Source organism: Devosia sp. Root105, assembly GCF_001424865.1.
Classification (GTDB): domain Bacteria; phylum Pseudomonadota; class Alphaproteobacteria; order Rhizobiales; family Devosiaceae; genus Devosia_A.
On record NZ_LMCR01000015.1, the window covers coordinates 86,647 to 101,593 of the forward strand.

14 protein-coding genes are annotated in these 14,947 nt (G+C 66.5%); 5 read left to right on the plus strand and 9 right to left on the minus strand.

Translation table 11 applies throughout. The annotated features are described in order from the left end of the window. Positions 1 to 128: 128 nt before the first annotated feature. On the minus strand, positions 129 to 1,028 hold the full coding sequence (metF, locus tag ASC68_RS13740) for a methylenetetrahydrofolate reductase [NAD(P)H] (protein WP_082528157.1): 900 nt from the start codon (positions 1,026 to 1,028) through the stop codon (positions 129 to 131). After that, on the minus strand, positions 1,025 to 1,987 hold the full coding sequence (locus tag ASC68_RS13745; RefSeq protein WP_055880162.1) for a metalloregulator ArsR/SmtB family transcription factor: 963 nt from the start codon (positions 1,985 to 1,987) through the stop codon (positions 1,025 to 1,027). Before ASC68_RS13745 ends, metF begins: the two co-directional genes overlap by 4 nt. Before the next feature lie 58 nt (positions 1,988 to 2,045). Between ASC68_RS13745 and ASC68_RS13750 the strand changes: the two genes are divergently transcribed. Together ASC68_RS13750 and ASC68_RS13755 are read left to right on the plus strand one after the other, a co-directional pair. Next, entirely contained in the window at positions 2,046 to 3,617 is a 1,572-nt protein-coding gene (locus ASC68_RS13750; RefSeq protein ID WP_082528158.1) for a winged helix-turn-helix domain-containing protein, read from the plus strand. A 318-nt stretch (positions 3,618 to 3,935) separates the two neighbouring features. Next, positions 3,936 to 4,547 carry a hypothetical protein gene (locus ASC68_RS13755; protein WP_055880164.1) on the plus strand — a complete coding sequence of 204 codons (612 nt, stop codon included), beginning with the start codon at positions 3,936 to 3,938 and terminating at the stop codon, positions 4,545 to 4,547. Positions 4,548 to 4,612: 65 nt separating this feature from the next. On the opposite strand, the gene ASC68_RS13760 is transcribed toward ASC68_RS13755, so the two are convergent. Both ASC68_RS13760 and katG read right to left on the minus strand, forming a co-directional pair. Then, positions 4,613 to 5,743 (minus strand): DUF2336 domain-containing protein, encoded by a 1,131-nt coding sequence (locus ASC68_RS13760; protein ID WP_055880165.1) that lies wholly within the window; start codon positions 5,741 to 5,743, stop codon positions 4,613 to 4,615. A 326-nt stretch (positions 5,744 to 6,069) separates the two neighbouring features. Further along, on the minus strand, positions 6,070 to 8,241 hold the full coding sequence (gene katG, locus ASC68_RS13765; protein WP_055880167.1) for a catalase/peroxidase HPI: 2,172 nt from the start codon (positions 8,239 to 8,241) through the stop codon (positions 6,070 to 6,072). 178 nt (positions 8,242 to 8,419) lie between these two features. On the opposite strand from katG, the gene ASC68_RS13770 reads away from it, so the two are divergent. Beyond that, the gene (locus ASC68_RS13770) at positions 8,420 to 9,313 is read left to right on the plus strand and encodes a hydrogen peroxide-inducible genes activator (RefSeq protein WP_055880169.1); all 894 of its coding nucleotides are present in this window, start codon (positions 8,420 to 8,422) and stop codon (positions 9,311 to 9,313) included. A gap of 235 nt (positions 9,314 to 9,548) precedes the next feature. On the opposite strand, the gene ASC68_RS13775 is transcribed toward ASC68_RS13770, so the two are convergent. Together ASC68_RS13775 and rarD are read right to left on the minus strand one after the other, a co-directional pair. Beyond that, positions 9,549 to 10,130, minus strand: coding sequence for an MOSC domain-containing protein (locus ASC68_RS13775; RefSeq protein WP_055880171.1), 582 nt, complete (start codon positions 10,128 to 10,130; stop codon positions 9,549 to 9,551). After that, complete coding sequence (gene rarD / locus ASC68_RS13780; protein WP_055880173.1) at positions 10,127 to 11,035, minus strand: EamA family transporter RarD; 909 nt, start codon at positions 11,033 to 11,035, stop codon at positions 10,127 to 10,129. The genes ASC68_RS13775 and rarD overlap by 4 nt, the downstream gene beginning before the upstream one ends. Before the next feature lie 170 nt (positions 11,036 to 11,205). Here rarD and ASC68_RS13785 point away from each other — a divergent pair, with 170 nt between their 5' ends. After that, positions 11,206 to 11,655: a host attachment protein gene (locus ASC68_RS13785; protein WP_055880175.1), complete on the plus strand. Its 450-nt coding sequence runs from the start codon at positions 11,206 to 11,208 to the stop codon at positions 11,653 to 11,655. Between the two features lie 53 nt (positions 11,656 to 11,708). Here ASC68_RS13785 and ASC68_RS13790 read toward each other — a convergent pair whose 3' ends face one another. Beyond that, positions 11,709 to 12,221 (minus strand): hypothetical protein, encoded by a 513-nt coding sequence (locus tag ASC68_RS13790; RefSeq protein WP_055880178.1) that lies wholly within the window; start codon positions 12,219 to 12,221, stop codon positions 11,709 to 11,711. An 89-nt stretch (positions 12,222 to 12,310) separates the two neighbouring features. Continuing rightward, positions 12,311 to 12,745 carry a rhodanese-like domain-containing protein gene (locus ASC68_RS13795; RefSeq protein WP_055880181.1) on the minus strand — a complete coding sequence of 145 codons (435 nt, stop codon included), beginning with the start codon at positions 12,743 to 12,745 and terminating at the stop codon, positions 12,311 to 12,313. A gap of 106 nt (positions 12,746 to 12,851) precedes the next feature. Between ASC68_RS13795 and ftrA the strand changes: the two genes are divergently transcribed. Next, the gene (ftrA, locus tag ASC68_RS13800) at positions 12,852 to 13,823 is read left to right on the plus strand and encodes a transcriptional regulator FtrA (protein WP_055880183.1); all 972 of its coding nucleotides are present in this window, start codon (positions 12,852 to 12,854) and stop codon (positions 13,821 to 13,823) included. A gap of 187 nt (positions 13,824 to 14,010) precedes the next feature. On the opposite strand, the gene ASC68_RS13805 is transcribed toward ftrA, so the two are convergent. Next, positions 14,011 to 14,862 carry an alpha/beta hydrolase gene (locus ASC68_RS13805; protein ID WP_055880186.1) on the minus strand — a complete coding sequence of 284 codons (852 nt, stop codon included), beginning with the start codon at positions 14,860 to 14,862 and terminating at the stop codon, positions 14,011 to 14,013. Positions 14,863 to 14,947: the final 85 nt, after the last annotated feature.

The window sequence follows — 14,947 nt, forward strand, 5'->3', positions numbered from 1 at the left end:
GCCCCCGTCCCCACTGCCCGACGGAAGCCAATTAACGTGGCCATTTTGTGGATGGCCGAGGCATCGCCCCACTATGGACGGTGCCCGAGTCCACCTGAACGGACGCTGAACACGTTGCCAGCAGCCCCTCAGTCAGGCCTTGCCCCCAACAATCGCGCCAGTGCCAGAACCAGGTTCGAGCGGTTCAGCGTATAGAAGTGGAACTCGGTAATCCCATTGTCGACCAGTTCCAAGACCTGTTCGGCGGCGACCGCCGATGCAACCAGCGCATGGGTCTCGGGATCCTCCTCCAGCCCCTCGAACCGCTCCGCCACCCAGCCGGGGATCGACGCACCGCAGCGCGCCGCAAAGCCGGAGATCTGCTTGAACGAGTGGATCGGCTGGATGCCCGGCACGATCGGCGCCGTGATCCCCGCCGCCCGCGCCCGCTCGACGAAGCGGAAATAGTCGTCGTTGTCGAAGAACATCTGGGTGATGGCGCGGGTGGCGCCGGCATCGAGCTTGCGCTTCAGATTGTCGATGTCCGCTTCCCAGCTCGGGCTTTGCGGATGCTTTTCCGGATAGGCCGCAACCGAGATGTCGAACTCACCGATCCGGCGGATGCCGGCGACCAGATCCGCGGCGTTCTTGTAGCCCTCGGGATGCGGCGTGAACGGCTTGCCGATCCCTTCGGCCGGGTCGCCGCGCAGCGCCACGATGCGGCTGATCCCAGCCTCCTGGTAGCCGCGCACCACCGTATCGACCTCGTCGCGAGTCGCCCCGACGCAGGTGAGGTGCGCCGCCGCATCGACGCCGGTGTCGGCCTTCACCCGGCTCACCATCCGCAGCGTGCGCTCGCGCGTCGACCCGCCGGCGCCATAGGTCACCGAGACGAAGCGCGGGTGCAACGGGGCGAGCTTATGGATCGAGTCCCAGAACCGCTCCTCCATGACGTCGGTCTTGGGCGGGAAGAACTCGAACGAGACCTGGAAGTTAGGCCGCACGTCCGGGCGCATGCGGCTCGGGCGGTCGGTGTAGTCAGTACTCATATCGGGTTGTCCGTCTCGTCGGTGAGCCGCCAGAGGCACACGGTGAGCCCCTCGGTCGGATTGGTGGGTGGGAAGGATTTGAGCTCGGTGACCTGGAGGTCGGCGGCACGCGCCCAGCCGGCCATCTGCGCCTCGCTGAGGCCGAGCCGGCGATGCGCGTGGTGCGAGCGCAGGAACTCGAGCCCGTGCGGCGCGAAATCGACGATCAGCATCTCGCCGCCCGGCTTCAGCGCCCGGCGCGCCTGCGCCAGCATCCGGCCCGGGTCGTCGAAATAGTGCAGCACCTGGTGGATCACGATCACGTCGGCGCGGCCGGCGCTGGCGTCGAGATCGGCGATATCGCCAAGCCGCACCTGGGCATGGCCGATCGAGCATGAGGCAAGCTTGGCCCGCGCTACCGCGATCATCTCGCGGCTCGCATCGATGCCGATGCCGCGCCGATAGTGCCCCGCCAGCAGCTCGAGCATCCGGCCGGTGCCGGTCCCCAGGTCAATCAGTGTATCGACCACCCTGCCCCGCATCGCCTCGACGATGGCGGTCTCCACCGCCTCCTCGGGCACATGCAGCGAGCGCAGCAGATCCCAGCTGTCAGCGACCTTGGCAAAATACGCCGCCGCCTGCTCCGCCTGGTTGAGCCGCACCGCCTCGAGCCGCTGCCGGTCGCGCAGCCGCTCGGCATCATCGGCCGACAGCCGGCCGATCAGCCAGCGCGCCAGATCGCCGCCCGGACCGTCGGGAGCCAGACCGTAATAGGCCCAGGCCCCCTCGGCATTACGGGTGATCAGCCCGGCGTCGGCAAGCAGTTTGAGATGACGTGAGACCCGCGGCTGACTCTGGCCGAGGATTTCGGTGAGGTCCTTGACCGACTGCTCGCCATCGGCCAGCAATGCCAGGAGCCGCAGCCGGGTGGTTTCCCCCGCCGCGCGCAGCACCCCTACCAAATCCGCCGTATCGTTCATTCCGCCTCACGAGATATAAAGATATCTTTATATCCCTTGTGTCGCAAGGTCCAGCCCCATGGCGGAGCTTGACACAATCGGTCGCGAAACGGCTCATTTCGCTATGGGTGAGCGCATCGCCTTCGGCCCCTACCTGTTCGACACCGCCAGCGCGATGCTGTTGCGCGGGGGCGATGTCGTATCGCTCGGCGGTCGCGCCGCGACCGTGCTGCAGGTCCTGCTCGAAGCCGATGGCGAGGTCGTCGGCAAGTCGCACCTGATGGACCGGGTCTGGCCCGACACCGTCGTCGAGGAAGGCAACCTCGCGGTGCAGGTCGCGGCGCTGCGCAGGATCCTCGGCACCCGTCCCGACGGCGCCGAATGGATCGGCAATGTGGCGCGTGTCGGTTACCGGCTGGTGCGCGACGCCGGCGGCGCGACGACCGGCATCCCGGCCATCGCGGTGCTGCCCTTCGCCAACCTGAGCGGCGATCGCGCCGAGGACTATTTCGTCGACGGCATCGTCGCCGAATTGATCGCGGCGCTGTCACGCTTCAAGTCCTTCGCGGTCATCGCCCGCAACTCTTCCTTGGCCTTCAAGGACCGAGCCGTGGACGTGCGCGAGGTGGCGCGCGCCCTCGGCGCCCGCTACCTGCTGGAGGGCAGCGTTCGCCTCGCTGGCCCGCGGGTGCGGGTTACGGCGCAACTGATCGACGGCGCCTCGGGCTCGCATCTCTGGGCCGAGAGCTTCGACGGCGCGGTCGGCGATATCCTCGATTTCCAGGACCGTATCACCGAGGCGGTGATCGGCCTGATCGAGCCGCAGCTTCGCCGCGCCGAGATCGAGCGGGCCCGCCGCAAGCGGCCCGAGAACCTCGACGCCTACGACCTCTACCTGCAGGCACTGCCCTTCATGCAGGGCGTCCGGATCGTCCAGCTCGAGGATTTCGACCGGGCGATCGAGTTGCTCGAGCGGGCCATTTCGCTCGACCCGGATTTCGCCCCTGCTTTGGCCCTTGCCGCCTGGGCGCACGAGATGCGGCTGACCCGTGGCGGCACGGCGCCGCCCGGCGTCGATGACGCCAGGCAAGCGATGGCCCTGGCGGCGCGTGGGTTAGCGGCGGACGGCAACGATCCGAACGTGATGCTGGTCGCCGGCATCGTCCGGCTGACCATATCGGGCGAGCACGCAACCGGACTCGCCTTGATCCGGCGGGCCCAGGCGGCCAACCCCAACAGCCTGTTGATCGCCAACGTCTCCGGCTACGCCCACTTCTTCATGGGCGACTATGACGGGGCGATCGCCAGCCATGAACGCTTCCTGCAGCTGTCGCCCGGCCTCGCCGAGACCTTCTGGAGCCTCAACGGTATCGCCCGCGCCCACCTCGCTGCCGGCCGGGTCGAGGAGGCATTGGCCTGGGGGCTGCGCGGCCTTGAGGCCTCCGAAGGCGTGGATTTCCCGCACTGCATCGTCGCCGCCGCCTATGCGCATCTCGGCCGCCTCGACGAAGCGCAGGCGCAACTGGCCCGCGCCCATGCCATCTGGCCGAGCCTCACGATCGCGAGTCTGCTCGGCCGAACCGGCCAGTCCGACGGGCGCGACCGCGTGCTGGTCGAGGGGCTGCGCCTCGCGGGGCTGCGTGAGGGTTAGCGCCGCTTCACGATCTGCTGCATTGGCCCAGCGGTTGGGCTCGATCCTGGCCCCACCCACCGGCTGTCATCCCAGCGAAAGCTGGGACCCCACGGCGAGGCTATGCCTCGTCCGGCGCCGCCCGCGCCAGCTGATGGATGGGTCCCAGCTTTCACTGGGATGACACCGAGTTTGGGGCATTGTCCGGGCACGGGCTCACCGATTAGCACTCGAAGCCCAACCAAGCACTGCCTCTTAAGAACATTTCATCGCGCCCAAAGGACAGCGCCAGCCGACCTGAGGCACTCCCTTGCCCCGCGGGGTGACAAGGAGATCAAGATGCACGCCCTTCAACTGCTCGCCGGCGCCGCGACGACGCTCGCCGGCCTGACCCTGCCCGCGCTCGCCGCCGACTACGACTACCGCACCAACGCCAATGGCGACCTCGTGCTTCGCCTGTCCGGGCCGATCACCCCGGTCGATGGCGGCATCTTCCTTGCCGAGGTGAACCGCAAGCAGCCGCGGATCGTCGAGCTGAGCGGTCCCGGTGGCGATCTGCTGAGCGCGGTGCGCATCGGCGTCATCATCCACGAGCGCTATATGTGGACGCGCGCCGTCGGCGAGTGCCGCTCGGCCTGCGCCTATATCTGGATCGCCGGGCTGCACATGCAGGCCGATGAAGGCGTGAAGATTCTCAACCACCTGCCGGTGGCGCGCTACGGCGCCGGCCAGGGGATGCCCGACACCGAAGGCACCGCGCTGTTCGGCTGGTACCTCGGCCGGCTTGAGCTCAGCGTCGAAATGATGGAGGCCTTCCTCGAAAAGGCCACCGCAGCCGGCACGGTCGCCAACCAGTATTTCGACATGCTGGCATTCGCTGAGTACTGGAACGCCCCGGTGGAGATCGTTCCAGCCGAACCCGAATCCGTGCGCGCCGCGCTGACCGAATGACGAAACGAAAAAAGGGCGATCCGTTGCGGGATCGCCCTTAGGAAGTTGGACAGAGTTCGGCGTATTCAGGCAGCGCCGACGACTTCCTCGTTGGGAAGCCGGCGGCGGAAGGCGTGGGTGCGCCAGAGCTCGAAGATGCCGACCGCTTCGTCCTTGCTCAGCGCTTCGAAGCGCCGGCGGACATTCTGCAGGTCGGCCTGGCTCGGCAGATCTCGCCACGGCATCGAGGCGATCATCGCCTCGAACAGGTCGGGCTGGATGCCCAGGGCACGCAGCGCCACGGTGATCGCCACATAATCCTGCATGGCGAGCCACTTGACGAAAACTTCGGGGCCGACGCGTAGTAGCATGGTGAGCGCGGCGGCGGTGTGATGGCCGTAGCCGAAGCGGGCGAAGCGGATCAGCGCGCGCTCATCGAGCTGCTTCCGATCCGACAGCGCCTTCACCTGGTTATAGGCGACCTTCCACTCCTGGCTGGAGAAGCCGGCGCGGTTGCGCATGCGGTTATAGACCACTGCCTGCACCTTGCCGACAGTGACCGGATCGACGCGCGGGTCGATGCGCGACATGGTCTCGCGGACCCGGTCGCCAACCGCTTCGATCTTGCCGCCGAGGCTCTTCCAGTCGAGGTCTTCGCGGCCGCGAAGGTCAGCGGCGATGGCGGCATCCGATGCGGCGCGCTCGGCGAGGCGCTCCAGCGCCTGCTGGCCGATCTCGGCATTGGTATTGCGCACCAGCTTGATCACCGACGCGGTCTCGCCGTGTTCGACGATCGCCTCGCCCACCCGCTCGGGGACCTGCGTCCGGCCGGCAATGGCGACGCGATGCTCCTCGGTCTGGTTGGCGATGATCTCGATCAGGTCGTCATCGCTCAGCACATTGGAGAACTCGAGCAGCGGCTGCGCCACTTCGATCTCGTCATTGGCGAGCTTGACCACCACATTGCCCGGCGCGCGGTCAAGCGGAGCGAGGAGCTTGGCCACATGGGCCCGCGCCTCGGATTCCACCAATTCGGCCAACTGGCACAACACCTCGTCGTACTGCGCGACCTGCTCGTCATCGCAGCGATCCGACACGTAGGAGTAGAGCTGGGCCATGTTGCGGAACAGCTGATCGCGTTCCACGATGTTGGAGTCACCGTTGAGAACCCTGAACGTCGAGAACGCTCGGGTGGTGCCTTCTTCCATCTCAGTCATGTCACTTCCCTCCGGCTTCTGCCGTACCGGAGCAATTTGGCCCGGCAGTTAAGTGCGCGCGCTGAAGGTAAGAGCGGAAATTTGATTCAAATTGCAGGGAGTTTGGTGAGGTGTCGTTGACCACCGGCCTCTCGGCCATCTCCCCCCTTGTGGGGGAGAATGGAATTTCTTGGGCTTAGCCCTTCGCTAAGCCTTAGAAATTCCAAGAGGGGGGACGTTCGGGCACCGTGCCTCCCAATCCCCCCTCTGGCGAAAACTAAGGACTTAGCTGCGCTAAGCCCAGTTTTCGCTTTCTCCCCGTCGAGGGGAGATGACGAGAGATCGAGTTACGCCAGATCAAACCGATCGGCGTTCATCACCTTGACCCAGGCCGCGACGAAATCCTTCGCGAACTTCTCGGTCGCATCGGACTGGCCGTAGACTTCGGCAATCGCCCGCAGCTGCGAGTGCGAGCCGAAGATCAGGTCGACGCGGGTGGCCGTCCATTTGGGCTCGCCGGTGACCCGATCGACGCCCTGGTAGACGCTGTGATCCTCCGACGCCGGCCGCCACTTTGTGCCCATGTCGAGCAGGTTGACGAAGAAGTCGTTGCTCAGCGTCTCCGGCCGGTCGGTCAGCACACCATGCTGCGGCTGGCCCGCCTTGAGGGCGCGAAGCCCGCCCACCAGCACGGTCATTTCCGGCGCGGTGAGGCCAAGCAGCTGGGCGCGATCGACCAGGTTCTCTTCCGGTGACAGGCGCTGCCGGCCGTTCGAATAGTTGCGGAAGCCATCGGCGGTCAGCTCGAGCGGCGCGAACGAGGCCGCATCGGTCTGCTCAGCCGTCGCATCGGCCCGACCCGGGGTGAACGGCACCACGAGATCTAGCCCGGCATCCTTGGCCGCCGTCTCGATCCCCACCGAACCGGCGAGAACGATCAGGTCGGCCAGCGATACGGGCTTGCCGAACTCCGACTGGATCGCCTCGAGATGGCCGAGCACCTTGCCGAGCTGTTCGGGCTGATTGACCGCCCAATCCTTCTGCGGCGCCAGACGGATGCGGGCGCCATTGGCGCCGCCGCGCATGTCCGAGCCACGATAGGTCGAGGCCGAGGCCCAGGCCGTGCTCACCAGCTCGGAGACTGTCAGACCGGTGGCAAGGATCTTTGCCTTGAGCGCCGCGATGTCGGCGTCGTTGACCAGCTCGTACATAACCGCCGGGATCGGGTCCTGCCAGATCAGCTCTTCCGCCGGCACTTCCGGGCCGAGGTAGCGAACCTTCGGGCCCATGTCGCGGTGCGTCAGCTTGAACCAGGCGCGGGCGAAGGCGTCGGCGAACTGGTCTGGATTCTCGAAGAAGCGGCGCGAAATCTTCTCGTAGGCCGGGTCGATACGCAGCGCCAGGTCGGAGGTCAGCATCGACGGGGCGTGCCGCTTGTCCTTGTCATGCGCATCCGGCACCGAGTTGGCGCCCATGCCGTGCTTGGGCGTCCACTGGTGGGCGCCGGCCGGGCTCTTGGTCAGCTCCCACTCGTAACCGAACAGGTTCCAGAAGAAGTTGTTGCTCCACTTGGTCGGGGTCGAGGTCCAGGTGACTTCGAGCCCGGAGCCGATGGCGTCGCCGCCCTTGCCGGTGCCGAAGCTGTTGACCCAGCCGAGCCCCTGCTCTTCGATCCCCGCCGCTTCCGGCTCGACGCCGACGAGCTTGGCGTCACCCGCGCCATGGGTCTTGCCGAAGGTGTGCCCGCCGGCGATCAGCGCCACGGTCTCTTCGTCGTTCATCGCCATGCGGGCAAAGGTGTCGCGGATATCGCGCGCCGAAGCGAGCGGATCCGGATTGCCGGCCGGCCCCTCGGGATTGACGTAGATGAGACCCATCTGCACCGCGGCCAGCGGGCTTTCGAGATCACGCTCCCCGCCATAGCGCTCCTCGTCGGAGAGCCACTGGCCTTCCTTGCCCCAGTAGATATCGAGCTCGGGCTCCCAGGTGTCGGCACGGCCGCCGCCGAAACCGAAGGTCTTGAAGCCCATCGATTCCAGCGCGACGTTGCCGGTGAGAATCATCAGATCGGCCCAGGAGATGGCCGAGCCGTATTTCTGCTTGATCGGCCACAGCAGGCGCCGCGCCTTGTCGAGGTTGACGTTATCGGGCCAGCTGTTGAGCGGCGCGAAACGCTGCTGCCCGCCGCCACCACCACCGCGGCCATCGGCGGTGCGATAGGTGCCGGCGCTGTGCCAGGCCATGCGGATGAACAGCGGACCGTAATGGCCGAAATCGGCCGGCCACCAATCCTGCGAATCGGTCATCAGCGCCGTGAGGTCGGCCTTCAGCGCCTTGAGATCGAGTTTCTCAAACGCCTGGGCGTAGTCGAAAGCCGAGCCCATCGGGTTGGACAGCGCCGTGTGCTGATGCAGCACCGACAGGTCCAGCTGGTTCGGCCACCAGTCACGGTTGCTGCGGCTCGCGCTGCCATGCGGCACCGGGCACTTGCCCGCACCACCTTCGTTCGCTGCGTCCATGGTCGTCTCCGTCCGTCTCGAGTTCTGTTGTTGCGATAGGGCTTCCGGGTGACGCGACGGTGACCGCGCGCTTTGTCGCGATGAGTTCCCGCACCACACTTTGGAATAGTTCCATTGTGCCTCGGGCCAGGCACATAATGCCAATTGATTGCGCCTCTAGCTGTGATAACCCAGGGTTATGATCACGCTCCGACAGCTGCAATATGCCGTGGCGCTGGCGGAAACCGGCCATTTCGGCCGCGCCGCCGAGCGCAACCATGTCACCCAGCCTGGCCTCAGCCAGCAGATCCGGCAGCTCGAAGCCCTGTGTGGCGGCCCCCTGTTCGACCGGCTGGGCAAGTCGGTGCGACTCACGCCGCTGGGCCGCGAGTTCATCGAGCGAGCTCGGCCGATTCTCGAGCAGACCGAAGGGCTTATGTCCTTCGTCGGCGGCCAGCGCGGCAACCCCGCGCGGCCGTTGCGCCTGGGCGTCATCCCCACCGTCGCGCCGTATTTGCTACCGCATGTGTTCCCGGCGCTGCAGCGCGACTTGCCTGAGCTGAGTTTCACCGTCTCAGAGAGCCGCACCGACGCGCTCGTCGATGGCCTCGCCGACGGCAGCCTCGACCTCGCGCTGATCGCCAGCGAGCCAAAGGCGGGCGGCCCCCGCCTCGCCGCTGCCCCGCTCTTCGCCGACGAGTTCGTGCTGGCCACCGGCTCGGGCGACGAGGCGGAGGATCCCGTGCCGCTGGCCGAGATCGACGCCGACCGGGTGCTGCTGCTCGACGAGGGGCACTGCTTCCGCGATCAGGCGATTGCTGCCTGCGCCCTCGATCCGGACGTGGCCCGGCGCACCTTCGCCGCCACCTCGCTCTCGACCATCGTCGAGTTCGTCGCCAACGGCCAGGGCATCACGCTGCTGCCCGAGATCGCGCTGAAGAAGGAAGCCACCGGCGACCGTATCCGCATCCACCGGCTGCAATCACCCGGCGCGCGCCGCCTGCTGTCACTGGTCTGGCGCGAGGCAACGCCGTTCGGCGCGGTGTTCGAACAGGTGGCCGAAACGATCCGGCGGGCGCGGCCGACGGTGTAGGGAGGGCGCCCCGAGTGGTGATTAGTCGGGATAGTGGTTGGGCCCGATCCTGCACCACTCACCGGCCGTCATCCCAGCGAAAGCTGGGACCCCCACGGCGAGGGCTCTGTCCTCGTCCGGCGCAGCCCCTGCCAGAGAATAGATGGGTCCCAGCTTTCGCTGGGATGACACCGAGTTTGGAGCACGTGCAACGCGTCAGCTCACCCTGCGCCAGCACATCATCGTGCATAGGGCCCTACCCCGGATAAGCCGCCTGCCGCCAGGTGCGCACCTTCACCGCGTCGCCGGCCCGGATCGCGCCCTCGCGCTCGACCCAGCCGACCAGCCCGCGCTTGCCCATCGCTGCCTTGACGAAGCCGAACTCCAGATCCGCCCTGCCCTCATGCTGCGCCGCGATGGTCTTGCCGGTCTTGCGGCACGGGTCGTTGTCGCCGTCGATGCGAATGGTGGCGCCGGAGGGGAACATCATCAGGCTGCGCGGCGGCAGCTGCGTCAGGTGCGGGATACCGGAAATCACCAGGTTAGCGCCGACCCACTGCCCGAGGATCTGCGGCAGGTTGAGCGCCGCCGCAACCTCGGCCAGCTCTTCGGTGCTGAGGATCGAGAGCTGCCGCTCGTTGCGCATCGGCGTGCCGCGCGGATACCACGGCTCGCGCGCATTACTCGGCCGCACCAGCCCCTCGTGCCGATCCCCGACAATGCCGGCATAGGTCAGCATCAGCTCCGGCCGCGCCGTCGATTCAACCGCTGCCGTCTCGACGACGAACGTGCCGTCGACCCGACCCTCGAGCGTCAGCGCCGGCATCGCTTCCGTCATGCCATCGCCCGCCGGCGGCGCACCACCGAATCCGCCGTGTAGACCACCAGCGACACCCAGATCAGCGCAAAACTGCCCAGCCGCACCGCGTTGAGGTGCTCGCCGAACAGCGTGATGGCAAGGAGGAAGGTGATCGACGGGGCAATGTATTGCAGCATGCCGACGGTCGTCATCTTCAGTCGCTGCACCGCGTAAGCGAACAGCAGCAGCGGCAGCACCGTCGCCGGTCCGGTCAGCGCCAGGAGCAGCAGCGAGTATGGATCGCCGTGCCAGCCGACGCCGCCGTCGCGCACGAACGTGTAACCCAGATAGCCTAGGGCGATCGGCGCCAGTACCGTGGTCTCGACGAACAGGCCCGGGGCGGAACCGACTTTGGCGGTCTTGCGGAGATACCCATAGACCGCGAAGGTCAGCGCCAGGCTGAGCGCCACATAGGGGATGCCGCCGATGGCGACCGCCTGGATGCCGATAGCCACCGCCGCAATGGCGATGGACACCATCTGCCAGCGGTTGAGCCGCTCACCGAGCAGCAGCACGCCGGTCGCCACATTCACCAGCGGCAGGATGAAGTAACCGAAGCTCGCTTCCAGCACCTGCCCGGTCTCAACCGCATAGACGTAGATCAGCCAGTTGCCGCCGAGGATCAGCGCCGCCAGCGCCATGGAGGTCACGGTGCGCGGGTCGCGCAGCGCCGCCCGCACCTCGGCCATCCGCCCGCCGAGGATCATGATGATGCCCAGCACCAGCAGCGACCACAGCGTCCGGTTGGCGACCACCGTCGCTGCGCCGACATGATGCAGCAGGTTGAACAGCAACGGCAGGAAGCCCCACAGCACGTAGGTCGCAACGCCCGCGGCGAGACCGCTTTCGCTACCTTGATTGTCGGTGCTGGTGACGGACGCCAATACGTGTCCTTCCGGGCCGAAGACGGCCGTGTGAGAGCCGCCTTTTAGCAGCGCCCATGGCCCCGGCACAAATCAGAGTTTGTGATTGCCGGCACAACCCACCTTGATGGTGATCAAACCAATCGCCACGTCCTGCGTTAGCCTTCTTGTACCCACCAAAGGAGCACGCCATGAAAGCCAAGATCACCTGGATCCTCATCGCCGATGGAGCGACGGCCAAGGTGTTCGAGCACAACGGCCCCGGCAAGGGATTGCACGCCGTGGACGACCTGATGTTCGAGCAGACGCCCCTCAAGGCCGGTGAGATCATGGCGGATCGTCCGGGGCGCAGCTTCTCCTCAGTCGGCCATGGCCGCAGCGCTATGGAGCCGTCCTCGGATCCGGTGGCGGTGCGCGAGCGGCGCTTCGTCGAGAACGTCGCCGAAGAACTGGAGCGCAAGCACCAGCAGCACGCCTTCGACCAGCTGATCGTCGCCGCGGCGCCCACGGCGCTGGGCGACCTGCGCCCAGTGTTCAGCAAGGGCCTGCGCGATATGATCGTCGCCGAGCTGCCCAAGGACCTGACCAATCTGCCGACCGCCCAGCTTGGCCAGCATTTCGACGGTCTCCTGGCCATCTGAGGCCCACATGCCATTCCAATATGGAGGGGCGGCCCTTGAGCCGCCCCTCTCGCTTACTCGGTGAATTGCACCGTCGCCAGCATCTGCCCGGCGCGGAACGCCGCAGACGTGCCGCCCTCGGGCGCGCTCCAGTAGACGAACTGGCTGGAGCCAAAGCCCGGTTGCACATAGTAGAAATTCTGGAACAGCAGCGATCCATCGGGGATCTGCACCTGATACTCGATCACGTTCCAGGCCTTGCCGCCGATATTCTCCAGCCGCTCGCTGACGATCGAGACGTTCTCGGGCTTCGCATCGAGCGCCGCTGCTGCCGCATTGCTGAGGATGGCCTCGCGGAACTGCGAGACCGGCCAGGCGCCGTTCTCGTTGATCACTGCGAAGCCGATGGTCTCGTCGCTGGAATAGTAGAGAAACTCCTGGTCGCCGGATGGCGTCTGCGTCGCCCAGCCCGTGGCGTCGACACAGGCACTGAGCTTCACCTTCGCGCTGGTGATGGTTTCGCACGCCAGCGCCGGCGTGATGAGCACCACCGCCGAGGCGATGGCGCCGAGGAGTATCCGGTTCATTCTTCGAGCCCTTCCCAAGGATTACTTCGGAGGGGACCTTGTCGCCGACACCGCGCCGCTGGCAAGCGCATTTGCAGCAACGGCGGGAGTTATTCTGCCGCCTGCCGGGGCGCGAGGTCGACGACGGCTTCCCCTGTTGCCAACACGAAACCTTCGTCCAGCCAGCCGGTGACACCGCCGATCATCAACTTCACCGGCAGGCCGAGTTGGGCCAGCCGCAGCGCCCCCTTGTCCGCACCGTTGCAGTGCGGCCCGGCACAGTAAGTGACGAACAGGGTGCCGTCGGGCCACTCGGTCATCTTGCGCGCGGTGATCTTGCCATGCGGCAGGTTGATCGCACCGGGCACGTGCCCCTGTGCGTAGAGCGTCGGGCTCCTCACATCGAGCAGCACGAAGTCACTGACCGCACGGCTGAGCGCGTCATGGACATCCCAGCAATCGGTCTCGAAACCGAGCTTGCGGGAAAAATGCACCAGCGCCTCGGCGGACGCCGCGGCAGGGACAAGGGCGACATTGCTGGTCATTCGGGCCTCCGTGGAGTGCTTCAGGATTGTAATGGCCAGAACCTGCCGGAAAACGGCGCGATCGGTCAGTGGCGGGAATGCCAATATACGGTAAGATACCGCCATCATGAACGAGCCCAACCGCCACGTCGCCATCCTCGCCTACGATCAGCTCTGCATGTTCGAGTTCGGCATCGCCGTCGAAGTCTTCGGCCTGGCGCGGCCGGAGTTCGCCCATCTCGACTGGTACACCCACGAGATCGTCGGCATCGAGCCCGGCCCCTATCGCGCCAGCGGCGGCATCAGCGTGGCGGCCAATCACGACCTCGGCCGGCTCGCAGCGGCCGGGTTGATCGTGGTCCCCGGCTGGCGCGGCGCCATGACCCCGGTGCCGGAACCGCTGATCGCGGCGCTGCGGGCCGCGCACGCCCGCGGCGCCCGCATCGCCACGCTCTGCTCGGGCGTGTTCGTTCCGGCCCGCTCCGGGCTGCTCGAGGGCCGGCGCGCCACCACCCACTGGCGCTATGCCGAGATCCTCCGCGCCGAGTTTCCTTCGATCGAGGTTCTGCCCGATATCCTCTATTCCGAGGACGGGGCTCTCCTTACCGCGGCCGGCTCGGCCGCCGGCATCGACCTTTGCCTCCACATCGTTCGCCAGGATTTCGGCGCCGAAATCGCCAACACCGTGGCGCGCCGGCTGGTGCTGCCGGCGCATCGCGATGGCGGCCAGGCGCAGTTCGTCGCCCTGCCGGTGGCGAAAGAACGCCGCGGCCGCATCGGCCCGCTACTCGATAGCTTGCGCCAGCGCCTGAACGAGGATTGGAGCATCGCCCGGATGGCTGAGCTGGCAAGGCTTTCCGAGCGCACCTTGATTCGTCACTTCAACGACGCGACCGGCCTCAGCCCGCTCACCTGGCTGATCGCCGAACGGGTCGAGCGCACTAAGGAACTGCTGGAAACCACCGATTTCGGCCTCGACGCCATCGCCGAAGCCAGCGGCTTCCGCAGCCAGGAAACCCTGCGCCATCACTTCCGCAACCGCACCGGCGTCAGCCCCAGCGCCTTCAGGCGCAGTTTTGGTAGAGTGGCGGCGGAGTAGCGCCCGGGCAGCGGTACTGACCCACAACGCTCGCCCCACCAACGATGTCATCCCTGCGAAAGCAGGGACCCAACTCACAGCTGGCACGAGAGGCGAAATGGGTCCCTGCTTTCGCAGGGATGACATCCGGTGAGAAGGTCAAGGACCGAGCAAACCCACTTGGGTGGTGTTCCCCTAGAGCGTCGCCTCAGTCCTCGTCGCTCTCTTCCCCATCGTCCTCGCCCTGCCCGGTCACCGCTTCGAGAAACTCGAACAGGATCGGGTCGAACAGGTCGGGCCGCTCGAGGCTGGGGAAATGCGCAGTGTCCTCGAGTACCACCGCAAAGGCGTTCTCCAGCTCCTCGCTGAGGTCCTCGTGGATCGCGACGACGTCCGAGCAATCGAGCTCGCCCACCACCAGCAGCGTCGGCGCGGTGATCACCGACAGGTTGTGGAACGCCGGCTCCGGCCGTTCTTCCTGGGTCAGCGGCGCATGGTTGAGGTGGATCTCGTTCATCGCGAGGAACAGGTCGCGCACCGCTCCGGTCACCCGGCCCGCTTCGCCATACGGCCCATCGAGCCACTGATGCGCCTGGATGCGGTTGGCCGTGCTGATATTGCCGCGCTCTTTCGCGTATTCGAACGCCTCTTCGAGCTGCTCGACTTCCTCGTCGACCTCATAACCCTCGGCCCCGGTCACCCCGGTGCCCATCAGCGCCAGCGCGATCGTCCGGTTCGGATGCTCCAGCGCGAAATCGACAGCCAGCGCACCGCCCATCGACGAGCCCACCAGGATCGCGGCGTGGACGCTGAGCCGGTCGAGCACCGTCTCGAGATCGACCAGGTGGTTGAACGGCACATCGGCCGTCTCGGTCTCGCCATAACCGCGCCGGTCGTAACTGATGACGTGGTAGCCCTCGGCCGCCAGCTGGCGCATCTGCTCGGCCCACATGCGCCGGTCGGTGACGCCGGAGTGGAGGAACACCACCGGGATGCCGAAGCCGGCGGCCTCGCCGCGGATCAGCGCACCATCGAAGTCGATTTCAAAGGGAGAGGTCATGGCAGGCACCTCGAAAAGGAAAGCGCGGCACTTAGCACCACTGCTGCGCTTAGGCCAGACCGCGAGCTAGCCTGAGATTGGCTGA